Origin of the sequence: Acinetobacter sp. SFA (genome assembly GCF_001647535.1) — a bacterium.
GTDB classification, from domain to species: Bacteria; Pseudomonadota; Gammaproteobacteria; order Pseudomonadales; family Moraxellaceae; genus Acinetobacter; species Acinetobacter pecorum.
This window is the reverse complement of sequence record NZ_LSZI01000021.1, coordinates 165,106-191,238: the sequence shown is the minus strand read 5'-3', so window position 1 is coordinate 191,238 and position 26,133 is coordinate 165,106. Positions and strand designations below refer to the sequence as shown.

At 43.3% G+C, this 26,133-nt stretch carries 22 protein-coding genes and 1 tRNA gene; 12 read left to right on the top strand and 11 right to left on the bottom strand.

The features are described from left to right. Positions 1–3: 3 nt before the first annotated feature. Positions 4–1,146: a glutamine-hydrolyzing carbamoyl-phosphate synthase small subunit gene (gene carA / locus AY607_RS13965; protein ID WP_064102858.1), complete on the bottom strand. Its 1,143-nt coding sequence runs from the start codon at positions 1,144–1,146 to the stop codon at positions 4–6. Between the two features lie 309 nt (positions 1,147–1,455). On the opposite strand from carA, the gene AY607_RS13960 reads away from it, so the two are divergent. Both AY607_RS13960 and AY607_RS15370 read left to right on the top strand, forming a co-directional pair. Then, on the top strand, positions 1,456–1,944 hold the full coding sequence (locus AY607_RS13960) for a hypothetical protein (protein ID WP_064102857.1): 489 nt from the start codon (positions 1,456–1,458) through the stop codon (positions 1,942–1,944). A 102-nt stretch (positions 1,945–2,046) separates the two neighbouring features. Further along, entirely contained in the window at positions 2,047–2,271 is a 225-nt protein-coding gene (locus AY607_RS15370) for a hypothetical protein (protein WP_064102856.1), read from the top strand. Positions 2,272–2,428: 157 nt separating this feature from the next. On the opposite strand, the gene AY607_RS13950 is transcribed toward AY607_RS15370, so the two are convergent. Together AY607_RS13950 and yhbY are read right to left on the bottom strand one after the other, a co-directional pair. Then, positions 2,429–2,968 carry a DOMON-like domain-containing protein gene (locus AY607_RS13950; RefSeq protein ID WP_064096329.1) on the bottom strand — a complete coding sequence of 180 codons (540 nt, stop codon included), beginning with the start codon at positions 2,966–2,968 and terminating at the stop codon, positions 2,429–2,431. A gap of 11 nt (positions 2,969–2,979) precedes the next feature. Then, positions 2,980–3,303, bottom strand: coding sequence for a ribosome assembly RNA-binding protein YhbY (gene yhbY, locus AY607_RS13945; RefSeq protein ID WP_064096328.1), 324 nt, complete (start codon positions 3,301–3,303; stop codon positions 2,980–2,982). Between the two features lie 195 nt (positions 3,304–3,498). On the opposite strand from yhbY, the gene rlmE reads away from it, so the two are divergent. From rlmE to AY607_RS13925, 4 genes are all read left to right on the top strand, one after another. Next, on the top strand, positions 3,499–4,149 hold the full coding sequence (rlmE, locus tag AY607_RS13940; RefSeq protein ID WP_064096327.1) for a 23S rRNA (uridine(2552)-2'-O)-methyltransferase RlmE: 651 nt from the start codon (positions 3,499–3,501) through the stop codon (positions 4,147–4,149). Between the two features lie 132 nt (positions 4,150–4,281). Continuing rightward, positions 4,282–6,171, top strand: a complete 1,890-nt coding sequence (ftsH, locus tag AY607_RS13935) for an ATP-dependent zinc metalloprotease FtsH (protein ID WP_064096474.1) — start codon at positions 4,282–4,284, stop codon at positions 6,169–6,171. A 314-nt stretch (positions 6,172–6,485) separates the two neighbouring features. After that, positions 6,486–7,337, top strand: coding sequence for a dihydropteroate synthase (gene folP / locus AY607_RS13930; RefSeq protein ID WP_064102855.1), 852 nt, complete (start codon positions 6,486–6,488; stop codon positions 7,335–7,337). 108 nt (positions 7,338–7,445) lie between these two features. Beyond that, positions 7,446–7,760, top strand: coding sequence for a DUF5713 family protein (locus tag AY607_RS13925; protein WP_064096325.1), 315 nt, complete (start codon positions 7,446–7,448; stop codon positions 7,758–7,760). Between the two features lie 33 nt (positions 7,761–7,793). Here the strand turns inward: AY607_RS13925 and AY607_RS13920 are convergent, their stop codons facing one another. The 3 genes from AY607_RS13920 to AY607_RS13910 form a co-directional block, all read right to left on the bottom strand. Further along, positions 7,794–8,477, bottom strand: a complete 684-nt coding sequence (locus AY607_RS13920; protein WP_064102854.1) for a hypothetical protein — start codon at positions 8,475–8,477, stop codon at positions 7,794–7,796. A gap of 91 nt (positions 8,478–8,568) precedes the next feature. Further along, a tRNA-Leu gene (locus tag AY607_RS13915) sits at positions 8,569–8,654 on the bottom strand. A 171-nt stretch (positions 8,655–8,825) separates the two neighbouring features. After that, positions 8,826–9,554, bottom strand: coding sequence for a hypothetical protein (locus AY607_RS13910; RefSeq protein WP_064102853.1), 729 nt, complete (start codon positions 9,552–9,554; stop codon positions 8,826–8,828). Positions 9,555–9,728: 174 nt separating this feature from the next. Between AY607_RS13910 and AY607_RS13905 the strand changes: the two genes are divergently transcribed. Further along, the gene (locus AY607_RS13905) at positions 9,729–10,235 is read left to right on the top strand and encodes a hypothetical protein (RefSeq protein ID WP_064096322.1); all 507 of its coding nucleotides are present in this window, start codon (positions 9,729–9,731) and stop codon (positions 10,233–10,235) included. 38 nt (positions 10,236–10,273) lie between these two features. On the opposite strand, the gene AY607_RS13900 is transcribed toward AY607_RS13905, so the two are convergent. The 3 genes from AY607_RS13900 to AY607_RS13890 all read right to left on the bottom strand — a co-directional run bounded on the left by AY607_RS13900 (position 10,274) and on the right by AY607_RS13890 (position 13,054). Beyond that, positions 10,274–10,552 carry a hypothetical protein gene (locus AY607_RS13900; RefSeq protein WP_064096321.1) on the bottom strand — a complete coding sequence of 93 codons (279 nt, stop codon included), beginning with the start codon at positions 10,550–10,552 and terminating at the stop codon, positions 10,274–10,276. Between the two features lie 62 nt (positions 10,553–10,614). Beyond that, positions 10,615–11,937, bottom strand: a complete 1,323-nt coding sequence (locus AY607_RS13895) for a hemolysin family protein (protein ID WP_064096320.1) — start codon at positions 11,935–11,937, stop codon at positions 10,615–10,617. A gap of 127 nt (positions 11,938–12,064) precedes the next feature. After that, positions 12,065–13,054 (bottom strand): LysR family transcriptional regulator, encoded by a 990-nt coding sequence (locus tag AY607_RS13890; protein ID WP_064096319.1) that lies wholly within the window; start codon positions 13,052–13,054, stop codon positions 12,065–12,067. A gap of 661 nt (positions 13,055–13,715) precedes the next feature. On the opposite strand from AY607_RS13890, the gene AY607_RS13885 reads away from it, so the two are divergent. The 5 genes from AY607_RS13885 to AY607_RS13865 all read left to right on the top strand — a co-directional run bounded on the left by AY607_RS13885 (position 13,716) and on the right by AY607_RS13865 (position 23,997). Beyond that, on the top strand, positions 13,716–15,317 hold the full coding sequence (locus AY607_RS13885; RefSeq protein ID WP_064102852.1) for an isocitrate lyase: 1,602 nt from the start codon (positions 13,716–13,718) through the stop codon (positions 15,315–15,317). A 255-nt stretch (positions 15,318–15,572) separates the two neighbouring features. Further along, positions 15,573–18,668: a multidrug efflux RND transporter permease subunit gene (locus tag AY607_RS13880; protein ID WP_064102851.1), complete on the top strand. Its 3,096-nt coding sequence runs from the start codon at positions 15,573–15,575 to the stop codon at positions 18,666–18,668. Positions 18,669–18,842: 174 nt separating this feature from the next. Then, the gene (locus AY607_RS13875) at positions 18,843–21,968 is read left to right on the top strand and encodes an efflux RND transporter permease subunit (protein WP_064096316.1); all 3,126 of its coding nucleotides are present in this window, start codon (positions 18,843–18,845) and stop codon (positions 21,966–21,968) included. A gap of 41 nt (positions 21,969–22,009) precedes the next feature. Then, positions 22,010–23,344: a magnesium transporter gene (gene mgtE / locus AY607_RS13870; RefSeq protein WP_064096315.1), complete on the top strand. Its 1,335-nt coding sequence runs from the start codon at positions 22,010–22,012 to the stop codon at positions 23,342–23,344. Between the two features lie 74 nt (positions 23,345–23,418). Beyond that, the gene (locus AY607_RS13865) at positions 23,419–23,997 is read left to right on the top strand and encodes a DUF4112 domain-containing protein (RefSeq protein WP_064102850.1); all 579 of its coding nucleotides are present in this window, start codon (positions 23,419–23,421) and stop codon (positions 23,995–23,997) included. A gap of 102 nt (positions 23,998–24,099) precedes the next feature. On the opposite strand, the gene htpX is transcribed toward AY607_RS13865, so the two are convergent. Together htpX and AY607_RS13855 are read right to left on the bottom strand one after the other, a co-directional pair. Next, positions 24,100–25,005 carry a protease HtpX gene (gene htpX, locus AY607_RS13860; protein ID WP_064096313.1) on the bottom strand — a complete coding sequence of 302 codons (906 nt, stop codon included), beginning with the start codon at positions 25,003–25,005 and terminating at the stop codon, positions 24,100–24,102. A gap of 176 nt (positions 25,006–25,181) precedes the next feature. Beyond that, complete coding sequence (locus tag AY607_RS13855) at positions 25,182–26,054, bottom strand: lytic transglycosylase domain-containing protein (protein ID WP_064102849.1); 873 nt, start codon at positions 26,052–26,054, stop codon at positions 25,182–25,184. Between the last annotated feature and the right edge of the window lie 79 nt (positions 26,055–26,133).

Below are 26,133 nucleotides of genomic sequence, written 5' to 3'. Positions count from 1 at the left end.
TAATTACTTCTTAGATGCTTCGATAAGTTCGATGAAATGATCGAACAATGGTGCGCAGTCATGTGGACCAGGGCTTGCTTCAGGGTGACCCTGGAAGCTGAACGCAGGCTTGTCTGTACGATGAATCCCTTGAAGGGTTTGGTCGAACAGTGATTTGTGCGTCGCTTTAAGGTTTGCAGGCAGTGTATCTGCATCCACTGCAAAGCCATGGTTTTGTGAAGTAATCATCACTGTACCAGTTTCGATGTTCTGTACAGGATGGTTGGCACCGTGGTGACCGTGAGGCATTTTCACAGTCTGAGCACCGCTTGCAAGCGCAAGAATTTGATGGCCCAGGCAGATACCAAATACAGGTACGTTGCGAGCATCTTCTACAATTGTTTTTACAGCTTCAATTGCGTAGTCACATGCAGCCGGATCGCCAGGGCCGTTCGATAAGAACACGCCATCTGGATTCAGTGCAAGTACGTCAGCAGCAGGAGTTTGCGCAGGCACAACAGTCAATTTACAACCGCGGTCTGCGAGCATACGTAAGATGTTGGTTTTGACACCGTAATCGTATGCAACAACATGGAATTTAAATTCTGGTTGAGCGAAGCCTTTACCTAAAGTCCATGAACCTTCAGTCCATTCAAAACCTTCAGGATCACAGCATTCTTTTGCAAGGTCTAAACCATTCAAACCACCGAATGCGCGTGCTTTTTCTAGTGCTTCTTGTTCAGTGATGTTTTCGCCTGCAAGAATACAACCGTTTTGTGCACCTTTATCACGTAAAATACGTGTTAATCGTCGCGTGTCGATGTCAGCAATGGCAACTACATTGTGCTGTACTAAATATTCACCTAGTGATTGTTCAGCACGGAAGTTACTGTGTAATAAAGGAAGGTCACGGATAATTAAACCGTTCGCCCATACTTTATGAATACGACCTGATTCTGTGTCTTCTTCATTGCAACCCGTGTTACCGATATGTGGGTAAGTTAAAGTTACAAGTTGCTGTGCATAACTTGGATCAGTCAAAATTTCTTGATAGCCAGTCATGGCAGTGTTGAAAACGACTTCGCCAGTCGTACTACCCGGTGCGCCAATCGAAGTACCTTTAAAGATAGTTCCGTCGGCTAGGGCTAAAATTGCTGGGGTGCTCAAACCAAAGCTCCTGAAATTTAGGCTGTAAAAAAGCGAGAAGACGAAAAAAAAGGAAGGCTATTTTTTTAACCAACCCTCCTATGTCTGCTCGCTTGAACTTAACACGGCATTATACGCAGAATGACCCTTGAAGTCCAATGGCTTTGCAGCGAAAGTATAAGATAAATGGCTTGCTTTTTGCATGGAAGTCTGTTTTGTAGACAATGTGAGAAAATGTAAGCAATTAATAATTGTCAGACAAATCAAATCTTAATTTTTATCAGATCTACTAATATAGCTTAAGTCAACATAACAATAGGAATAAGACAAATGACTACAGCCCCGAAATCTACTACATCTAAAAAAGTTACCCCAAGCGTAGTCAGTGAAACTGCCGAAAAGCTTGAAAAAGTGGCGGTTGAGGCTAAAGATCAGGCAATTGAAACCATCGAAGAAAGTAAAGAAAAGCTTGAGGTTGAAGCGAAGCAGTTAACTGATACTGTGCAGGAACAGCTACGTCAATTAAAGCAGGAAGTGTTGCAGCGTATTGATACTCTAAAAGAGCAGATTTTCGGTTCGCAGAAAGAATTAACTGAATTAAAAAGCTTTATCAAGACAGAATTCAGCGCAGTCATTGAAGACCTGTCCAATCTGGGTAAAGAGCTGAAAGAAGATGTCAGCCAGATTTCGACCAAGCATAAAGAGCATTTGACTGGTACGTTTAAACGTTCTAAAGACAGTACCATTGAAGTATTGAAAAAAGTTAAACCCGTCATGAAGACGGAAAGCTCGGACAAAAGTCCTGAGCTGAAAAGTTAGGCTGCGCTGAAAGGCCGCTATTTAAAAAGGAGAACAATGATATGTTCTCCTTTGTCTTTATGCAGCAAAACGGACTCACAATAACAATTAGAGGGGGTCACGATGCCACAGCATTATTTTATAGGTGTACTTATTTTACTGATATTGATCATGCTGCTGAATCTGGAAAGCGGATTGAGGCGCATACTTTATCTGGGTGTAATCCTGTTATGTCTTGGAATACTCGGACCAGTATTTGGGAGCATTCTTCTAATGATCATTACTTTTGCTTTTATACTCTATGCTGCCGTGAAATCTATTCAGGAACAGCATCATCTGCATCATTAAAACATGTACACGGGAAATAATCTAAACTCCATAATAATGAAATACACGATCAAGATGATTTTATTGTTTTAAACAAAAAACGTGAGACTTCAAGTCTCACGTTTTATTCGCCTGTTACCCATTCTAGTGGCTAACCCAACATCTGGCATCAACCTGTTTAAAATATGTGCAGCCAGTCGCGTTTATTATGAAAATCTGCCTGAGGGCTACTATGCTGCATGGCATAGAACTGATCACCTTGCGAGGTTTTTAGAACAGCAGATAAACCCAGGAACAAGTTTTCCCATTTCAGTTTATGGGTTGCCATAAAATCAGTCAGATCCAGACTGACATTGAGACCATAATGCGTACGTTTGAGCTGATTCAACTCAATATCATTCGCAGCCTGCGGTGGCATATCTTCAGGATAACGGTATTCTTCAAATTGATAAGCCTGCCAGGCCTGAGAAGGGGAGAGATTAATCTCACGATAAAAATCTTCACCCTGAACCCCAATAAAAATTTCGAAGCAGGTCTGTTCCCACAAAAAATCCTGACGCGGATGAGCCGTCACCATGTCGGGCCACAGGATGTACTGATTGGGATCACGAATCCAGAAGCCCACATTTAAACTGCATGGGCCTTGCTGTTCAATGGCGGCAACCAGAGAGATGGCCTGAAAACGGCGATCAAATGCGCTAAGTTCGTAACTTGCCATAAGTCCTGTACTTAGTTTGAAAGATGAGCGAAACGGACAAGGTTGGACAATTTTTGGTTTTGTTTTGCAGCTTTTTTGTAAAGCAGTGCAATCTTACCAATAGTTTGAACCACCTCAGCGCCAGTTGCTTCTGCAATTTCAGTAATCAGTGCTGAACGTGCTTCGCGATCTTCGGCCACGATTTTTACTTTAATCAGTTCGTGGTCGTTTAAAGCACGTGCCAATTCTTCGATAACATTTTCAGTCAGGCCTTTGTCACCCAGCATAACCACCGGGTTTAAAGCATGTCCGATTTGACGTAAACGCTTACGTTCCTGAATAGATAAAGACGCCATGAGAGATAACCTGAATTTTAAAACGGCTTAGTATAGCAAAATCAAAAAACAAACGCTTTAAATTATCAGGAAATAATCACTGCGCATATCTCCTGATAAGGAGCAAAACTCCTAGATTTAGATACACATGTATACTGCAAAATATGTCTTTTTCACGTACAATTAATAATTAGACGTTTTTTTATTTAGAGAGTTATGGCTACACGCATTACCAACCAAAAGTTATCTAAAAGTAGTCGTGATTGGATGAGAGAGCATTTAGACGATCCTTATGTGAAAAAAGCACAGAAGGAAGGCTATCGTGCGCGTGCAGCATATAAGCTCTTAGAGATGCAAGAAAAGTACAAAATCATCAAACCGGGTATGACTGTGGTCGACTTGGGTGCCGCACCCGGCAGTTGGTCGCAAATCGCCGGTAAGCTAGTCGGTGACAAGGGTTTATTGATTGCATCTGATATTTTACCAATGGATGCATTACCGGATGTAACGTTCTTGCAGGGCGACTTTCGGGAGGAAGAAGTCTTCCAGAAACTGTTAGAAATTTTAGATGGTCGTACTGTAGACGTTGTAATTTCAGATATGGCCCCCAATACATCAGGTAATAAGGCTGTAGATCAACCGCGTCAGATTTACTTGTGTGAACTTGCACTGGATTTTGCCAATAAGGTGTTAGGCCCCAAAGGTCAATTTGTGGTAAAAGTTTTCCAAGGCTCAGGTTTTGACGAATTTCGTAAGCAAGTGGTTGATAGTTTTGATGTTCTTAAAACATCTAAACCTTTGGCATCACGTGCTCGCTCCAAGGAAGTTTTCCTGATTGGGCAGGGACGTAAGAAGGCTTTAAAATAAGTCTACTTGCCAAGTCGTTAAAAATTGTGCATTTTGTAAGTTTTCATATAATTGTAAGTTGATTTACAGCTTAAGTATTAAGGTCACCCTGAACAGGGCATGATCAAATTAGATTGGAATGGGAATAAAGCTTTGAGCGATCTTTTTAAGAATGCCGTATTGTGGCTCGTGATACTGGGTGTGCTGGTGTTAATCTTCAGCAACGTCAGTGACCGCAATCAACCGACTACAATGAACTACTCAGAGTTTGTTGCCGCGGTCAATGCTGGCCAAATTAAACAAGTTGTGATTGACGGCGAAAGAATCCGTGGCGAAAAAACAAACGGTTCAGAGTTTGAAAGTATTCGTCCGGCAGTTCAGGATCCTGAGCTGATGCCAAGCCTCATTAAAAATAATGTTGTGGTCGAAGGTGAAGCACCACAGCGTCAAGGCTTGCTCATGCAGTTGCTTATTGCAAGTTTCCCTGTACTTTTAATCATTTTGTTATTCATGTTCTTTATGCGCAACATGGGTGGCGGTGCAGGTGGTAAAAACGGCCCAATGAGTTTTGGTAAATCTAAAGCCAAAATGCTGTCTGAAGACCAGATTAAAGTCACTTTTACTGATGTAGCTGGTTGTGATGAAGCCAAGCAGGAAGTGGTTGAAATCGTAGATTTCCTCAAAGATCCAACCAAATTTAAACGTCTGGGTGCAAGTATTCCACGCGGTGTGTTAATGGTGGGGCCTCCAGGTACAGGTAAGACTCTACTTGCTAAAGCCATTGCAGGTGAAGCTAAAGTTCCATTCTTTAGTATTTCAGGTTCCGACTTCGTTGAAATGTTTGTCGGTGTCGGTGCATCACGTGTGCGTGACATGTTCGAACAGGCAAAACGCCATGCACCATGTATCATCTTTATTGATGAGATTGATGCAGTCGGTCGTCATCGTGGTTCAGGTACTGGTGGTGGTCACGATGAACGTGAACAGACCCTCAACCAGATGCTGGTAGAAATGGACGGTTTCGAAGGTAATGAAGGTATTATCGTCATTGCTGCAACCAACCGTGCAGATGTACTGGATAAAGCTTTACTTCGTCCAGGCCGTTTTGACCGTCAGGTTGTTGTTGGCTTGCCAGATATCAAGGGTCGTGAGCAAATTCTGAATGTACATTTGAAAAAATTGCCTTCAGTGACAGGGGTAGATGTTAAAGTGCTTGCACGTGGTACACCAGGCTTCTCCGGCGCCCAATTGGCCAATCTGGTGAACGAAGCTGCTTTGTTTGCTGCACGCCGTAACAAAAACACTGTCGATATGCATGACTTTGAAGATGCAAAAGACAAGTTGTATATGGGTCCTGAACGTAAGTCGATGGTCCTTCGTGAGGAAGAGCGTCGAGCGACGGCTTATCATGAAGCAGGCCATGCAATTGTTGCTGAAAGTTTACCAGGTACAGATCCTGTGCATAAAGTAACGATCATGCCACGTGGTTGGGCTTTAGGTGTTACCTGGCAGCTGCCTGAATTTGACCAAACCAGCCATTACAAAGATAAAATGCTGAATGAAATTTCTATTTTGTTTGGTGGTCGTATTGCTGAAGAAGTCTTTATTAACCAGATGTCAACAGGCGCTTCCAATGACTTTGAACGTGCAACCAAAATGGCACGTGCGATGGTGACCAAATACGGTATGTCTGACAAATTAGGAGTCATGGTCTATGAAGAAGATGCACAGCAATCATTTATGGGCAGTATTGGCAGCCGCAGTATTTCGGAAACCACACAACTAGAAGTTGATCGTGAAATTCGTCGAATTCTGGATGAACAATATAAAGTCGCACGCAATATCCTGGAAAGTAAAAAAGATGTTGCCCATGCGATGGTGAAAGCTTTAATGGAATGGGAAACCATTGATCGGGATCAAATCCGTGACATTATGGAAGGTCGTGAACCTCAACCCCCAAAAGTTTATGTTGCAGAAAATCCTGTGATTGACGTAACACCAAATGATGGCCCGTTGACACCTCCACCATTGCCAGCCAATTAAGCTTAATAAAAAACCACCTTCGGGTGGTTTTTTATTGCAGCCATTTGAGCCACGGGTTAAAAAATCATTTCGCTATAAACGATATAACATCAAAATAAACTATGAGAATGAGATTATTCAACTATTTAAGATAGCAAATATCTACAGCATATTAGAAAGTGAATGGCTGCAGATGAAAGAATGACCGTAATGCCAACTTATGCATTATTCAAATAAAACCTGCTTTAAAATTTAAGTATTGGTTATATTCATCTTTGCTTTAATTAACTATCCATAAGACAATATCAGGGTTATTGTGAAATGAGTATTGAATCATGCAGCTGATGCCTTTGTTACCACATGTATGGACATTTGGTGATTTAAAATTGGACTTATCCCAGCCGCATGTAATGGGGATTCTCAATGTCACCCCGGACTCTTTTAGTGATGGCGGCCGGCATAATCAAAAAGAAGATGCAGTTGCTCGCGCACTGGAAATGATGGCCGAAGGCGCAACCGTGATTGATATTGGTGGTGAATCAACCCGTCCAGGTGCAGCAGCGGTAGAAGTGGAGGAAGAAATTCGCCGCGTGGTGCCTGTCGTTGAAGCTTTATCCAAACATAATGTTATTCTCTCGATTGATACGTCGCAACCTGAAGTCATACGCGCAGCAGTTCAGGCCGGTGCGCATATCTGGAATGATGTCCGTGCTTTGACTCGGCCGAATGCATTGCAGACCGCAGCAGAACTGAATATTCCAGTGATCATCATGCATATGCGTGGTGAGCCGACCACCATGAACAATCTGGATCAATATGAGGATGTTACTGTTGAGGTGATTCGCGAGTTATCCCAACGCGTTCAGGATGCCTTGGATGTTGGAGTAAAAGCAGAAAATATCATGATCGATCCAGGCTTTGGTTTCGCTAAAAATGCCCAGCAAAATTTACAGCTGCTGAACGAATTTTATAAACTGACAGAAATGGGCTATCCGATTCTGTCTGCTTTATCTCGTAAACGCTTTATCGGGACAGTGCTAGATGGTGCAGCACCGCAAGAGCGGGCAGTAGGCTCTGCAACAGCACATTTGTTGAGTATTCAGCAAGGTGCCTGCATGGTACGGGCACATGATGTTAAGGCTACAGCCGATGCGATTAAAGTCTGGCAAGCCATGCAAATGGCTTAGAAAGCGAGGCTGGGAAATCCCTACATTGGCAATGTTGTTTGGCTTTTAAGCAACAATATGCTATATAGGCACGCTTAGATTAGATAGTCATCCTTTAGAGTGCCTGTAATGTTTGCAGATTTACTTCTCCCCATGTTCGATGATGAATATTATCCCGATATTCTGGTTGCTGAAATCAAACAGCATATCGAACGTTTTGCCCAAAAAGTTGCTAAATCAGGTTTGTCAGATCAAGAAATTTATCAGCTTGCCAATCTGACTGTGGCTGATATTAATGTCATGAAACCTCAGTTTGAAGATCTGGATTCATCTCTGGATGATAGCGCTGCAGATTATATTGCCGAAGCCATGATGATGGTGGTGCAAGAGCATGGTCTGTTTGAGATTGAAATGGAAGAACTGATTACCAATCGTGAATGGTGATTTAAGAAAACCCTGCAGCTGCAGGGTTTTTTATTATCTGTTGAAATACTCTTTAAAGCTATTAAAGCGAATCGAGCTTAATAATAGTTGCTCTTCATTCATGCATTGCTGATAGAGATTTTGGTAATAAGCTTGCAGATTCGAGTGGCCCTGAACCTGTTGTGGTGTTTTTGATCTGGATTGTTGATAAGCCCAAAAAGCCAGTTGCCGGAGTTTCTGCAATTTGATCTGATCAATTGCGCTACAGGAGCTTTTAAATAAAGGTTCTAGGATGACCACCCCAAAGGAGGAAATCGCTAAAAAAATCATGCTGATAATGACTAGCACATCCGAATGAACCAGATAAAGGTTAAGCAGCAAACATAGAAAAATTGGAATTTGCAGATAGAGGCAATGTTGCAAACGCTGACCATAGGCTTTGGAGCTGTACTGTGCCTGATATTGCGCATAACAAATATAAGGATACAGTAGTGCCATCAGCATAATTAAGGTGACATTAAACGCAATCGTGGCATTTTTGAAAAAATAATATTCCAGAAATACCGAGCTGATACTACAGGCTACACAGACCAGAAGGGACAGTAAATTAATCGCGATAACGAACTGGATATTTTGCAGGGCATTAAATTTAAAGCGGCTATAATGCAACTTTAGAAAAAAAGCGTCTGGATGACGTAATTGTAATGTGGCGAGATCGAAGTGTTTTAATTCTGACATAGGGGATTTCGCGCTAAAAAATAAAATTCAGGCACAAAAAAACCAGCACAATGCTGGATTTTTTATTGCACCATTTTAATAAAAATTAAAATGGTGCCCGAGGCCAGACTCGAACTGGCACGCTTTGTGGGCGGGGGATTTTAAATCCCCTGTGTCTACCGATTTCACCACTCGGGCATGTGCGCAATAATAGAGGACGAAATAAAGCTTGGCAAGCAAATTTCTAAATGATCGCTTTCTTTTCAAGCAATTCCATCACTTCTTATCTACAAACTAGGTCTATCTACCTGTTCTCTTAATGAAGAGTTGTAGATATTTAATAGAGAGAATTAAGAGTGATTGATATTACTATGAGTTATCTTTCAGATAACTATCGATGTCCAGATACTTGATGGTTTTGCAATATTGATGCTCATATTTCAGCAGTCGCGTATATAACCCGGCATAGTGATTTAATTGCTGTTTTAGTTCGGCATGCCGAGGATCATGGCTTGAATAAAAACGTAATTTTAGTCGGATCAGACAGGTCTGTTTATAAGCCCAGAAGCAGATTTTACGTAATTGTTGCAGCTGGTAATGTTCAGCATTCTGGCTATTTGTTCGGAATAAATTCTCCCGATAAAAACGTACAAAGCCAAAGCTCACACCAAAGAAGAAGAGAGTCCACATCAGCAAACTGCTTTTCATAAACAGTAAATTTAAAGCTAGCAAAAGAATTACAATAGCCATTTTGATCGGAGTGTGACGCAATGACTGGTACAGTGAATAAGAAGAATGCTGAATCTGTTGCAAAATCAAGGTAAGACTCAACATCAAAAACAACAGAATGCCTAAAATGGCATAACTCTGTGCCTGAAATTCGCTGATTTGCATAAAAGCATGCTGTAGCAGATCTCGTGACATCAAACTTATGGGAATAAAAATCATGGCGGCCAAAGTCCATGGAATAAAAGACTTGGCTTTATCCCAGATTCCTCGAATTTTGATCTGGCTATAGAACAGGTAATTGCCTTTAAATGCAGCCGGATACTGTCGTTTAAGTTGCTGTAACAACAGCGTCACTTGTCTAGTGGGCATCATCCTAAGATTAATTTAATATTTAGATGAAGCACTATAGTCGATTTGGCGCAAAATCGCAGAAGAAATGCAGTTTCAGAACGTAGCGCTGTTTTAATCATGAAGATTTTGATTTTTTAGCGTCGAATTATGCGAAAATAGCCCATTCAAGATTTATTTTTTTAAGGACAGTTTATGACTGATCAATCTCCTCAGGCGTTAAGCGACATCGAAATTTTAGACATCCTGCAAAGTATGAAAAAGGATGAGCTAAATACTGAGGCGCAAGCAGCAATTCGTCAGGGTGGCAAAGCTGGTCGTCAGGAAGCACATAAAGCAGCCTTGGTAGCATTGAATCAGTCATTTGAAGACAAATTTGTCGAAGCGGTATCGTTGGCTTTGGGTTTAAATTCGGCCCAGATCAAAAAAATCCGTTATAAAAAAGACCGGATCCGTATTTTAAAAGCGCACGGTATCGATTATATGGCGATTGATGGTGCTGAAACTGCACAGGTATTGTCACAAATTGCACAAGCAATTGTGCGTGAAGATGCCATTGTCACCCATGACCTGCACAATATTTTTCCGTTCTGGAAAGAAGGCTGGCCTATGGTGCAATTCGATAATGCTTATAAAATTTTAGAAGATGATATCCAGATTCACTATCAAGCTGTTCTAGAGGCTTTATTAGCGAAAGTCTAAATTATAAATAGTTTTAAAAAGCACCTTCGGGTGCTTTTTTAATCGCGATACATCAGTGCAATCAGCCAACTGATGGGCAAAATAAATAAACGCCACCAGGTGATCAAGGGCCAATAAAAATACTCTCCAAACCTCAAGGTCGAGTCGAAACCTTGTCGGCGACGTTCATGCGGATAGGGAATAATGAAAACGGTTAAAACCAGCATAATGATGGCTGCCAGTAAGAGCAGGGGATTCTGCTGTTTGGCAAAAAAGAAATAAAATAAATACAGAGCGGAATAAAAAAACAGACATGCCAAAAATGCAGAAATATTCATTACTCACCTTATGATTTTTTTATTAGAATAATTTTTTCTATTTATTAGAAAGAAGAACCAGACTAATCTGATTCTTCTTGAATAACTGAATTGGTTTCGATTAAGCGGGTCACCAGTAACTGGTCAATTTTAAAGTGATCGACATCCACCACTTCAAACTTATAAGCACCAAATATCACTGCATCTGCAGGACGTGGAATCTTGCGTAATTTATACATCATAAAACCAGCGATGGTTTCATAGTTTTCATCATCAGGCATTTCATCAATTTCAAGCGCATGCTTGATATCTTCAATCGGTGTGCTGCCTTCAATCAGCCAGGAATTGTTGTCACGTTTAATAATTTGCTGATCGGCTTCAATAGGCGTCACCCAGTCACCCATCACGGTAATCATAATATCGGAAAGGGTAATCACGCCAACGACCAGCGCATATTCATTAATGACGACGGCAAACTTTTCCTTGGTGGAGCGGAAACGGTCCAGAACTTCTGATAAGGTTAAAGTATCCGGAATGGTCAACACATTACGGATGGTATTTTCATTGAGCTGCAGCAGTGACTGGTTATTCAGAATACGCACCAGAATGTCTTTGGCATCGACATAGCCAATCACACTGTCGATGTCATTGCTGCATACCAAAAATTTGGAATAAGGATATTCCGCCAGCTTTTGCCGAATACTTTCTTCCGGTTCATTTAAGGTAAAAAACACCACATTTTCACGTGTGGTCATACTCGAAGGCACGTTACGTTCTTCCAGCTCGAATACGTTTTCAATGAAATGGTGTTCCTGCTTCTGGAGTACACCGGCCTGTGCACCGGCATCCATCACTGCAGAAATATCATCAAAAGTAATATTGTCATCACGGATGGTATTCACTTTAAACAGACGGAACAGCATGTTGGCAATCGCGTTAATGAACCAGGCCAAAGGTTTACAGACTTTAATGAAAATCTGAATTGGCTCGATGACTGAGACTGCGATCTTTTCTGGCGCAATCATGGCCAGACGTTTCGGCATCAGGTCCGCAAATAAAATAAATAATGAAGTGACGACAGTAAAGGAAAGCGCAAAGCTGATATTTTCAGCCCAAGGTCCTTGGTAAAAGCGGGAAACAAAATTATAAATATAAGGACGGAAGGCGCCTTCACCTAAAATACCGCCGAGAATGGCGACTGCATTTAAACCAATTTGAGAGGCTGCAAAGAAGTCCGCAGAATTTTCTTGTAGATCTAAAACTTTTTGAGCGCGATGTTCACCCGATTCAGCCAGAATTTTCAGTTTGACTTTACGGGCACCTGCGAGGGCGATTTCTGTTAAAGATAAAAAACCGGCCCCCGCGATGAGTATTAAGATAATCACGATATTTTGTAAGAGGCTCACAAATCCACCTGTGGATAAATAATATCTTAGGATATTTTTAGCATAAAAAAAGACTTGAGGTGTAACAATGACAGCTCAAGTCCTCAAAGTATAATCTTCAAAAATAAGAATTTAGAAGATTGTAAGGTTAATAGTTTGAAAATTGAGAATTATTGCTCAGGAATTCACGATTTTCCTCTTCAATCATTTGCCGTGCAACATATAAAATCAGCTGACGTAACCAGCGATGTGCCGGATGATGATGCAATAATGGGCACCACGCCATTTTCAATTCAAATTCCGGAATATAAAACGGCGGATCTTTTAAAATCAGATTGTGATTTTTGGCTTGCAAGCGCGCAATACGTGAAGGCAGTGTTGCAATCAGATCTACATTGGATGCTAATAAGCCTGGCATTTGATAATGACGGGTAAATACCGAAATCTTACGTTTCTGGCCAATACGTTCCAAAGCCTGATCAATCCAGCCTAAACCGGCCTGTTTTTCAGGATTCACCCCGAAACCAACACCCATACCGGTTTTAGAAACCCAGATATGCTGTGCATCCAGGTAACTTTTAAGGTTTAAGTTGCTTGCGGCAGGATGCTTGTTATTTAAAAGACAAGAAAAGCTGTCACGCCAGACCAATACCTGATGAAAACTTTGCGGAATCTCATTAAAGCGGTTGATTGCCAGATCGACCTTGCCCTGCTCCATATCCCGATAAGACACGTCACTTGGCGTCAGGAAGTCGAGAACAACATTTGGAGCTTCTGAACGCAAGGCTTTGACTAAGCGTGGTACTAAAGTGGCTTCGGCATAATCCGAGGTCATGATCCGGAAGACACGATTTGAGGTATATGGACGGAACTCGGTACGCGGTTCCAGAATCATGGACAAGTCAGCCAGGGCATCCCGAATGCGGGGCTGCAATTCTAAGGCACGTTCAGTGGGTGTCATGCCTTCAGAAGAGCGAATCAGGAGAGGATCATTAAATAAATTGCGTAATCGGCGTAAAATGTTACTCATGGCAGGCTGGGTAACACCCAATTGTTCTGCTGCACGGGTGACATTTTTTTCGCGAAGAAGTACATCAAGATAAATTAATAGATTGAGATCGACTCGCTCCAGATTCATAAAAGAAATACCGAGAATAAATACAAGAAATTATGCTCATTATGCCATAACTGACGGGCTTTGTGTAAAGCACCGATGAAAAAAAAGCCATGATAAAACAACCATAGTCTATGGAATTTGTTTAGGTTGAGCTGGATTATCAAGGTGTTTTACTAGGGGGGAATAGGAGGGATTTCTGAAAGCTGATCTAGTAACTTGCTCTCTATAGACTCACCCTTAATACGCTAGTTTTATAGGTAGATATTATGAGTTTGATATATGAATATTTGCGTAAAAAATAAACCAATAAATTCATGTCTTAAGACTAAGAAATAATCAGAAATCTTTATTTTTGTGCAATAAAATAGTATCTGCCCCCGTCCCAGACTTAAGTCTAATGAATTATTTTTAACCTTTGTGTCTAAATTTTACTCATTAATATTCTTTAATAAATTTATATAAAACAGTATTTTAATTTGTTGTTTTGAAACTTTACTAAGACTTTGATCTACTCATTTTTTAAATAAATACTGAAGATTCTTGCAGACTATTGGATTAATTTTCATAAGCCAACTAATCTTTAGTTATCCCAACGGATCGTCGAAAATCTGAACAAGTCATTGAGGGTGTGATTTGAGCGGTTCGTTGCAGAAAAATCCTAATATTATTACAGGAATATATCATGACTACATACCAAACAGCGATTGATGCAATCCGCGAATTAAAAGCGAAATTCGGTAACACTTGGGCAGACATCAGTCCTGAAGATGCTGCGCGTATGCAACTTCAAAACCGTTTCAAAACTGGTTTGGACATTGCGAAATATACAGCGGCAATTATGCGTCGTGATATGGCTGCTTATGATGCCGACTCTAGCAAATACACTCAATCATTAGGTTGCTGGCACGGTTTTATCGCGCAACAAAAAATGATTGCGAACAAAAAATACTTCGGTACAACTGAACGTCGCTACATCTACCTTTCTGGCTGGATGGTTGCAGCACTTCGTTCAGAGTTCGGTCCACTTCCTGACCAATCTATGCACGAAAAAACATCTGTTCCTGCATTGATCGAAGAAATCTACACATTCTTACGTCAAGCTGACGCGAAAGAACTGAATGATCTTTTCCGTGCGCTTAAAAAAGCTCAAGAAGCGGGCGATACTGCTAAAGCAGCTGAAATCACTTCACAAATCGACAACTTCCAAACTCACGTTGTGCCAATCATTGCTGACATCGACGCTGGTTTCGGTAACGAAGAAGCAACTTACTTGCTTGCCAAGAAAATGATCGAAGCGGGTGCTTGTGCACTACAAATCGAAAACCAGGTTTCTGATGCGAAACAATGTGGTCACCAAGCTGGTAAAGTAACTGTTCCACACGAAGATTTCATCGCGAAAATCCACGCACTTCGCTATGCATTCCTGGAAATGGGTCTGGACGATGGTATCATTGTTGCACGTACTGACTCTGAAGGCGCTGACTTGACTCAAAAAATCCCAGTGGTTAAAGAGCCAGGCGACATTGCTTCTCAATACATCAGCTACTTAGACACAACTGAAATCGACATTTCAGAAGCGCAAGAAGACGAAATCCTGATCAAGCGTGATGGTAAACTTCACCGTCCTAAACGTCTTGCTTCTGGTCTATACCAGTTCCGTGAAGGCACTCAAATCGACCGCGTTGTACTTGACTGTGTAACTAGCCTTCAAAACGGTGCTGACCTGCTTTGGATCGAAACTGCGACTCCAAACGTAGCTGAAATTGCTCACATGGTTAACCGTGTTAAAGAAGTTGTTCCAAATGCGAAACTTGTTTATAACAACTCTCCATCGTTCAACTGGACTTTAAACTTCCGTCAACAAGCTTACGACCGTTGGGTTGCTGAAGGTAAAGACGTATCTGCATACGACCGCGCTAAATTAATGAGCGCTGAGTACGATGCAACTGAATTGGCTGCTGAAGCTGATGAAAAAGTTCGTACCTTCCAGGCAGATGCTTCTCGTGAAGCAGGTGTATTCCACCACTTGATCACTCTTCCGACTTACCACACAGCTGCGCTTTCTACACATGAGCTTGCTCAAGGTTACTTCGGTTCTGAAGGTATGTTGGCTTATGTTGCTGGCGTACAACGTAAAGAAATCCGCGGCGGTATCGCATGTGTTAAACACCAGGCAATGGCTGGTTCTGACATCGGTGATGACCACAAAGAAATCTTCGCTGGTGATAACGCGCTTAAAGCGGGTGATGATTCTAAAAACACAATGAACCAGTTCAGCGCTTAATCCGCTCAATTGATTCACCAAAAAACCCTGCAGACGCAGGGTTTTTTGTTTGAAAAAATGCTATTAATTTAGGGATGCGCAACCTCAGGAACGTGTACAGCCAGGATTATCCATAATTTCTCCATGATTGGTTTTTATCGCAGTTTTATGTGTTTAATTCTTGCAATCTGCTGCTATGTCACTGAATATTCAAATATAGACTGCTTGTATTTTGCACGACCTCTATCCCCAATTAATTAAAAGTGACTCGGACTTATGCTGTCTAAATTTTTTATCCACCGCCCGATCTTTGCTGCAGTACTGGCGATTATGGTCATGGCAATTGGCATGTTCGCGGTAATGAACCTGCCAGTGGAACGTTATCCGGATATTGCACCGCCACGGATAACAGTGGCAGCAACCTATAGCGGTGCTTCTGCGGAAACTGTAGAAGAAAGCGTGACTCAGGTGCTGGAACAGCAGATTAAAGGTATCGATCATTTGCTGTATTTTAGTTCGAGTAGTGATTCTTCGGGGCGTAGCCGGGTCAGCATTAGCTTTGAAAATGGTACCGATCCGGATACTGCACAGGTGCAGGTACAAAATGCGATTAATGGCGTTCTGAACCGCTTGCCAGAAGATGTGCAACGCCAAGGCGTTAATGTCTTTAAGTCGCTTGGTGATACGCATATGGTGATCAGCCTGTACGATGAATCTGGACGCAGCAACAATATTGAACTTTCTGATTATCTGATGACCCATCTGGAACAGGATATTTCCCGAATCGAGGGAATTGGTGAGGTGGATGTCTTCGGATCACAGTATGCGATGCGGATCTGGCTGGACCCAAGGAAATTAAAACAATATAACCTGATGCCAAGTGATGTGCGTGCCGCAATCGAATCCCAGAATACCCAGGTCGCTGCAGGTGCAATCGGTGATTTGCCAACAGTGGAGGAGCAATACCTGAATGCCAAAGTCACTTCGGGTTCGCGACTGAAAACCGTGGAAGAATTCCAGAATATTATTGTCAAATCGGATCGTGCCGGCAGCTTTATTTATTTAAAAGATATTGCTCGGGTGGAACTGGGTGCTGAAAATTATCAGTCTTATAGTACCAATAATGGTTATCCATCAGCAGGTCTGGGTATTTCGCTGGCCTCAGGGGCCAATGCCATTGAAACCTCTAATCTGATTAAAGCTGAAATTGCCCGGATTTCTCAGCAATTGCCTGATGGCTACAAAATTGCCTATCCACGGGACAATACACCTTTTGTACAGGAATCAATTAAAGAGGTTGTAAAAACCCTGTTTGAAGCAGTGATTCTGGTGATCATTGTGATGTTTATTTTCTTGCAGAACTGGCGTGCGACTTTAATCCCAACTGTGACGGTTCCAGTGGTGATATTGGGGACGATGGCAGTCCTCTATACGCTTGGGATGAGTATCAATACGCTCACATTGTTCGCTCTGGTATTGGCAATTGGCCTGCTGGTCGATGATGCAATTGTGGTAGTAGAAAATGTCGAACGTCTGATGCATGAACAGAATCTGTCTGCGCAGGAGGCAGCTTTAGAGTCCATGCAGGAAATTAGTGGGGCACTGATCGGGATTACTTTGGTGCTGACCGCAGTATTTATTCCCATGGCTTTCTTTGGCGGTTCTACCGGGGTGATTTACCGTCAGTTCTCTATTACCCTGGTTGCAGCCATGTCTCTGTCCCTGATGGTGGCGCTTGTTCTGACTCCCGCACTGTGTGCCCTCATTCTCAAGCCAAATCCTCAACCAGCCAAATGGGCTGCATGGTTTAACCGGAAACTGGATCATCTGAAACAGCGCTATCTTAAACTGGCTCAGATGACGATCCGGCATCAGGCGGTGTGTCTGGTGATATTTGCCGGATTGATCTGTGTATTCGGTCTGTTCTACCGGGCCTTGCCGACCAGTTTCTTGCCGGCTGAAGACCAGGGGATTTTAAGTCTGCAGATTAAATTGCAGGAGGGCGCACCGCTGAAAAATACCATTCAGATCGGAGAGCAAGTCCGCCAATATTTTCTCGATCAGGAACAAGCCAATGTCAATCTGGTGATGATCCGTTATGGGCGAAATTTCTCTGGAACTGGTCAGAATCTGGCGACCGGTTTTGTGGCATTGAAACATTGGGATGAGCGTTCAGGTCAGGACAATACCGCACAAGCGATTCGTGAACGGGCCCTGAAGCATTTTCAAGGCAATCGCAATGCACAAATTAACGTGTCCATGCCACCTTCAGTCAATGGTCTGGGACAAACTGATGGTCTGGATTTCTGGATTCGTGATATTAATGGCAATGGCCGACAATATCTGGAACAGCAGTTTAAAGCACTGGAAGCTCAGACCGGCAATTACACCAGTTTTGAAAACCTGGGCAAACGTTCTAATCCGGACAAAGCAGAGTTGCGCGTCAATATCGACCAAAAACAGGCCATGGCCAATGGTCTGACCCAATCGGCAATTAACAGTACTTTATCCAGTGCCTGGGGCGGCAGTTATATCAATGACTTTATTGATCGTGGCCGGATTAAGCGGGTAATTATGCAGGGGGATGCAGAATTCCGTTCCAAGCCGGAAGATCTGGCGCAGTGGCATGTACGCAATGACCAGAATCAGATGGTACCTTTTAGCAACTTCTCGCAAGTGGACTGGAGTGGTGGTCCTGAAGTGGTGAACCGTTTTATGGGCTATACCGCGCTGCAAATGGAAGCAGACCGGGCCAAAGATAGCAGTTCCGGTCAGGCTATGCAGGATGTGGAAGCACTGATTGCCGAACAGGAGGGAGTCGATGTGGTCTGGAGCGGTCTTTCCTTTGAGGAGAAACAGTCGAGTAATCAGGCCATCTGGCTTTATCTGATTTCAATTGGTTTTATTTTTCTTTGTCTGGCGGCATTGTACGAAAGCTGGAGTATTCCTACTGCAGTCATGTCTGCGATTCCATTGGGTATTGGTGGTAATATCATTTTCAGTTATCTGGCGGGTTTCCCAAATGATATCTATTTCCAGATTGCATTGCTGACCACCATTGGCCTGTCCTGTAAAAATGCCATTCTGATTGTAGAATTTGCTTCGCTGGCACAGCAACAAGGCAAATCTGTAGTGGAAGCGGCTCTTGAAGGTGCATCTTTGCGTTTGCGTCCAATTCTGATGACGTCTTTGGCATTTGGCGCTGGGATTTTGCCTTTGGTCTTTGCTACTGGTGCTGGCGCGGTGAGCCGTCAGGAAATTGGGGTAAGTGTACTGGGCGGGGTGATTTTTGGAACTGTGCTGGTTCTAATTTTTATTCCCTTTATGTATGTTCTGATTCGTCGACTGATCATTAAAAAATCGCGTGCTTAATATACAGAAAAGATTGCAAAGCTAAAAAATCCCCGTATTGACGGGGATTTTTTATGGCCAATCATTTATCCGATGACTGGTTAATTTTGCAGCATGGTTTAAAAATTGCTATAGAAATCATCTATTGATAACAGAATGCATCGTGAGAATGCATCTGATGGGGATTTCTAGTTTATGTTGTCGCGCTTTTTTATTTATCGTCCCAAATTTGCAGCAGTTATTGCGATTTTCATGATGAGCCTGGGAATATTTGCCCTGCAAAAAATTCCCGTTGAACATATGCCGAATATGGATGCGCCAGCACTAGGAGTTTATGCAGGCTATCGTGGAGCATCGGCAGAAACTGTTGAGCAATCGGTTACCCAGATTCTGGAACAGGCAGTCAAAGGGATTGAAGGCCTGGAAACCTTTCATTCCAGCAGTTCGGTAGGACGTGCTCAACTTGATTTGCAATTTGAACAAGGGGTCGATCTGGATCAAGCCCAGTTACAGGTGCAAAACGCCGTCAATGGTGTACTGGGTCGCTTGCCGGAAGAAACCCAGCAAGGCGGGGTCAATGTCTATAAGTCAGGTTATGATCAGTTTGCGCTGTTAAGTTTATATGATGAAAGTGGTCAAAGTACCATAACCGAACTTTCAGATTATTTGATGGTGCATGTAGAACCTCGTCTGTCACGTATTGAGGGTATGGGGGAGATCGAGCTGTATGGTGCTGGCTATGCCATGCGGATCTGGCTCAATCCCCACAAGTTAAATCAATTCAACCTGATGCCCAGCGATATCCGTAATGCCATAGAAACCCAGAATGCACCATTGGCTTCAGGTGCGATAGGCGGTTTGCCAACCCTCGAGGGTCAATATCTCAATGCCAAGGTAAGTGGTGGTTCACGTTTAAGCAGTGTTCAGGAATTTGAAAAGATCATTGTGAAAACGACTGATTCCGGTTCATTGCTGTATTTAAAAGATGTTGCGCGAGTAGAACTTGGTGCAGAAAGTTATAACCACATTAACTATACCAATGGTCAGTTATCTTCAGCTTTATCCATTACTTTGGCCCCTCGTAGTAATGCCCTTGCTGTCTCGGAGCAGATTCAGGCGGTATTAAAAAATGCGCAAGCCAATTTGCCGCCACACTATCAGTTGCGTATGACCATGGACAAAACGCCATTTATTACCGGTTCCATTGAACAGGTGGCCAAAACACTGGTTGAAGCCATTTTTCTGGTGATTATCGTGATGTTTATTTTCCTGCAGAACTGGCGGGCCACCATTATTCCTGCTGTCACCATTCCGATTGTGGTTCTGGCCACATTTGCCGTGTTGTATGTTTTGGGGATGACCCTGAACAGCTTTACCTTATTCGCCCTGATTCTGGCGATTGGCCTATTGGTGGATGATGCCATTGTTGTAGTTGAAAATATTGAACGGCTGATGCATGAAGAAAATCTGGATGCCAAAGCTGCGGCCTTAAAGTCGATGCAGGAAATGAGCGGGGCACTGGTCGGCATTACATTGGTGTTGACTGCAGTATTCATTCCCATGGCATTCTTTGGCAGTATCACCGGCGTGATTTATCGGCAATTTTCCATCACTTTGGTGGTGGCCATGTTGCTGTCATTATTTGTTGCCTTGATTATTACCCCGACATTTGCAGCACAACTGCTTAAACGCAAAACTCATCAAGCACGCTGGGCGCGAAGTTTTAATCGTGGTATGGATCGGCTCAATGCAGGCTACCAGAAAGTGTCTGCAGGAAGCATGCGATTTAAATTCGGCATGTTGGCATTGTTCGGTATCTGTATCCTGGGGTTTGGATGGGTTTATAAAAATTTACCTGAAGGTTTAATACCTACTGAAGACATGGGCTTTGTGATGGGACAGATCGTAATGCCCGGTAATGTGCCACGCTCCGAGATTGAGAAAGTAGGACGTGAAGTGCAAGACTATTTAATGCAGCATGAATCGGAACGCATCAAGAGTATCGGCGTCTGGTATAGCGGAAATAACGTCGGTGTGGGGCCTTATCGTGGGCAGCTCTTTGTGGTATTGAAGGACTGGGCAGCACGTAAAAATCCCGAAGATTCGGTTTTTGCCATGGTAGATCGCGCCCAGAAACACTTTGCCAATCATGCCAATGCCCAGATTTTCTTTATGGCACCGTCCATGTCGAGTAATGGGCGAGTCGTAGATTTCTGGTTACAAGATTTGGATTATAAAGGGGCCGGGTTTTTACAGGAGGCATTTGGCCAGATTGAGTCACGCGCCCAAGGACAAGCATCCATTGAATTTTTACAGTTGGACCAGCCCAAAGAGAGTGCTGAGCTAAATATTCAACTCGATGTTGAGCGCGTATTGAAGCATGCTATTCCCCAGCAAAATGTCAACACTACCTTGGCTGCAGCGTGGGGTGGTACCTACATCAATGACTTTATTGATCGTGGGCAGATTAAGCGTGTCATTATGCAGGGTGAAGCTGAATACCGTTCCAAACCTGAAGACCTGGCCCATTGGCATGTCAGAAATAACCAAGGTGAAATGTTGTCTTTTAACCAGTTTAGCAGCCTTAACTGGCAGGGTGGTCCAAACAGTATTAACCGCTATATGGGCTATAATGCCGTTCCGGTCTATGCCGGCATTCCAAAAGACAAATTCTCCAGTCAGACCATGCAGGATGTTGAAACATTGGTCGATGAACAGGAAGGTGTGAACCTGGCCTGGAGCGGAGCCGCACTGGAAGAAAAGCGCAGCAGTGGTCAGGCCATTTTCCTTTACATTATTTCTATCGCATTTATTTTCCTGTGCTTAACGGCCTTATATGAAAGTTGGACAATTCCTGCGGCAGTCATCAGTGCCATTCCATTAGGGATAGGTGGCAGTATCTTATTTTGCTGGGCTTTTGGTTTCGCCAATGACATCTTTTTCCACATTGCTTTACTGACGACCATCGGCCTGTCCTGTAAAAATGCCATTTTGATTGTGGAGTTTGCCGCACAGGCAGAGCAGGCAGGCAAAACCACCTTAGCTGCAGCTTTGGAGGGCGCAAGTTTGCGCTTACGTCCTATTTTGATGACCTCTATAGCCTTTGCTGCCGGTGTACTTCCTCTAATTTTTGCGACAGGGGTGAGTGCGATTAGCCGTCAGGAAATTGGTGCCAGTGTTTTTGGAGGGGTTATCTTTGCGACCATTCTGGTACTGTTCTTTATTCCATTTATGTTTGTCTTGATTCGAACTCTGTTTCGTGTCAAAGCAACAAATAAAGTTATACAAATCAATCTAGAAAATCAGGAATACTCACTCTAGGGCGGGTAGCTTTCATACCTGCAACAAATAATGGTATGGGAATGCAGCATCAAGAAAAAATACAGCAGTTACATGAAACTCTGCTTACTGGGAACAATAATATTCACCAACTTCTACAGCAGTTAAACATTGCCGATCAGGCCAGAATTTTGTCGGAACTTGGACCTGCGGAACGCTATCTGCAATTTCAGCAGCTAGAGCGGCAGGCCGAGGTGCTGGAGTTCTTGCCACTGGCCATGCAAATCCAGTTGGCTTACCAGTTTCCTCCAGATCAGCTGGCCAGTCTGATGGATGCCATGCATTCAGATGATTTTATTGATTTATATAAGCAGATGCCTTATGAAATACAGCAGCAATTACTGGGCAAGCTGTCTACTCAGTCGCTGCAGGTGCTGCGAGAGCTGCATGCCTATCCGGAGGAAACGGCTGGTGCCTTAATGAGTTCGGACTTTATCACACTGGCGCCGGAACTTAATATGCATCAGGCGATCGAAGTACTGCGTGATATTGCCGGAAATCATGACACTTTATATCTGATCTATATTGTAGATGCGCAGCAGCATCTACTGGGTGTGATTTCCTTGCGGCAGATTATCCAGGCAGCGCCGGATGCCACGATTGCCGAAGTCATGACTACGGATGTGGTGTATGCCACAGTCGATGAAGACCAGGAACAGGTCGCCCGTACCTTGGCCTATTATGATTTTATTGCCTTACCGGTAGTCGATGCTGCACAGAAGCTGGTCGGCATTATTACCTATGATGATGCCATGGATATTGCGGAGGCTGAAAGTACTGAGGATATTTTGAAATCTGGTGCCGTCACACCTTTGAACGAACTCAGTCTGAAAACTGCACCGATCTTTAGCCTGTATCAGAAACGGGTATTCTGGCTGGTGATACTGGTTTTCGGGAGTCTATTGTCTGGAATTGGGATTGCGCATTTTGAAGAGATTATCGCCTCCCATATTGTGCTGGTATTTTTCCTGCCTCTACTGGTCGGCAGTGGCGGAAATGCAGGTTCCCAGTCCGCTACCTTGATGGTGCGCGCCCTAGCCACAGGCGATGTGCAGTTTAAGGACTGGTTTAGTCTGCTTGGACGTGAATCTCTGGTTGCCTTATGTCTGGGAGGCACCATGGCGATTGCCGTATCCATCTTGGGGTATATAAGAGGTGACTGGATGGTCGCTGTGGTGCTGGCCTTAAGTATGCTTGGTATTGTACTGATGGGCTGTCTGATCGGCATGAGCTTGCCATTTATACTCAATAAATTAAAGCTGGATCCGGCCAGTGCCTCAGCACCACTGGTTACTTCAATCTGTGATGCCACTGGTGTGATCATCTATTTATTTATTGCATCTAAATTACTATTTTAATCTACAACTGGATACACCTTAAATTAAAAAATACTTTATGCTCAATTACATTGGTTTCATTTCTGGAAAAATACATGCCTCATCCTCAACAAAAAACAAAACTAAGCCAGCAAGAAGTGATACGTCTGGAACGTGATCTGGCCAAGTTTGCCAATATGATGGATTCAGTGGTGCGTATTCCGTTTACCAAGCAAGGCGTGGGAGCAGATGCGGCTTTAAGTACGATCCCGGTTGCTGGAGATATTGCCGGTTTTGTGTTGACCTGTTATGCCATTCATAAGGCCAAACAGATCGGGGTGCCGAGCGCCAAACTCAATCCGGTCATGAAACTGGCAGTAATAGATGCAGTGGTTGGATTTATTCCTGTGGCTGGTACCGTCTTTGATATTTTTATCCGGCCGAGTCGCAAGGCGCTGGATGTCGTGCATCTGCATATACGTGAGGAATATCAGATTAGCAGCGACCGGCATGTGGTACATCCATTTCTGCATGAAAGTCTGGAACGTAAACAGCAGCAATCTGCTTTCTGGCGGAATCGTGTCGTGGCCTGGATCTGGATTCATATCCCGGATATTTTGGGCACCATATTCCTGATCCTGTTTGTTTTCGCGATCGGATGGGGCATTATGGCGCTGTATCAATGGATCAGCTGATTAAATTGAGCTAAAGAATACGCGAATGAATCCAATAAAAAAGCCTGCAATTACTGCAGGCTTTTTTGAATTAATATGGGTATTACTTGTGCATGTTTTAGATTAAGCACAATCAAGCTGTTGTAATGCAGCGACACGCTGTTCGATGCTTGGATGCGTCTGGAACAATGCAGCAAGGCTAAAACCTTCCTCTTTACCCGCAGAAATCGCAAATGCTTTCATTTCTTTCGGCATGGCATCTGGCATTTCAGATTCTGCCTGTAAGCGTAGTAATGCTGAAATCATGGCCTGTTTACCAGCCAGACGTGCACCTGCTTCATCGGCACGGTATTCACGGTGGCGCGAGAACCACATCACAATAGACGACGCAAGAATACCGAACACGATATCTAGCACAATAGTAATCACGAAATAGGCAATACCCGGAGCTTCACCATCTTCACGACCAAAGACATTGCGATCAATAAAATCACCTGCGACACGTGCGAAGAACATTACAAAGGCGTTCACCACACCCTGGATCAGGGCAAGAGTCACCATATCGCCATTGGCAACGTGACCGATTTCATGCGCCAATACAGCACGAAGTTCGTCTTTGTTCATACGCTCAAGCAAGCCGGTTGATACCGCAACTAGAGCATCGTTTTTATTCCAGCCAGTGGCAAAGGCATTGGACTGGTAAGAAGGGAAAATACCCACTTCCGGCATTTTAATGCCTGCACGCTGAGAAAGCTGTGCAACTTCATGGAGTAACCAGGCTTCAGCTTGGTTACGAGGAGCATTCGGGTCAATCAGTTCAGTACCCGTGGTTTTTTTCGCCATCCATTTAGACATGAACAGGGAAATGATTGAGCCGACCATACCGAACACAAAACAGATGACCAACAGGTTGCCTAGATTCAAGCCACCTGCGCCATGGTAACTACCGACACCGAAGAGTGACAAGATAATGCCAGCTACAACCAGTACCGCGAGGTTGGTTAGCAAGAACAAACCAATCCGCATCATTGAGAAATCCTCTTATTACAGAAAAATAATCTGATTATTAAATGTAAATCATTGAAATCAATATGAGGCGAAATTGAGAAGAATTCAAGGAAAAAATAGCATTTGGCTACAAAAAATACAGGGTATTTTTTGTTCGAATTAAAACATAGGTGTTTAAAAATAAAGCTGTTTAGAGATTATTCACTCAAATAGATCTTTGCTGATGCCGTTGCATTTGCAGTGGCATAAGAGCCTGCGGGTGCATCCGTGAAACTGCCATCGGCCTGTGCGATGATCTGACGCTGATACTTGGCAGCCTGAATATTGGAAGCGGTGGTGGAGCCCGTGGAGTAATTGTCGGAGCTGGCAATAATACGCCCCTGACTCGACGCAGGGCTAGGTGAAATACTATTGGTGCTCAGGCCTTCGGTATACAGATTCTGATAGCGACTGGTCACACGGCGCACATAGTCCTGGGTTTCACGAAAGGGCGGAATACCACCGTATTTGCTGACATTGCCTTCACCGGCATTATAACCAGCCAGTGCCAGACTGGTATTGCCATTAAAACGTTTCAATAACCAGGCCAGATATTTGGCGCCCGCCATAATATTCTGCTGGGGATCATAGGCATTGCTGACATTAAAACGACGGGCAGTGGCCGGCATGAGTTGCATCAAGCCCTGTGCACCGACTGGTGAACGCGCATGTACATTGAAACCAGATTCAGTATGCATCACGGCTTTAATCAAGCCTTCAGAAACGCCATAAGTTTGGGATGCCTGACGGATAATCGAGTCATAGGCATTTTTATTTCTACTATAGCTCGGCAACACGGAAGCTTCACTAGAGCCCCAGTTGCTATAACTGTGAATATTGCTGTCTGGATAATAAGTCTTCTTTTCTACCTGTAAGTGATTATAGCGACTTTTCTTGTTGGTCAATAAAGTACTGCCATTACTGTCACGTAACTGGTAAATCGTTTGACCGGCATAAACAAAATGACAACAACCTGCCAATAGCAAGCTGCTGATCCCATAACGCCCCAAAACATGTACATTTATTTTCATTGTTTATATTAAGTAAACACAATAGAGAAAAATTTAATCAAGAGTTTAACAAAAAATTACGGAATGAAAAGACTTGTGC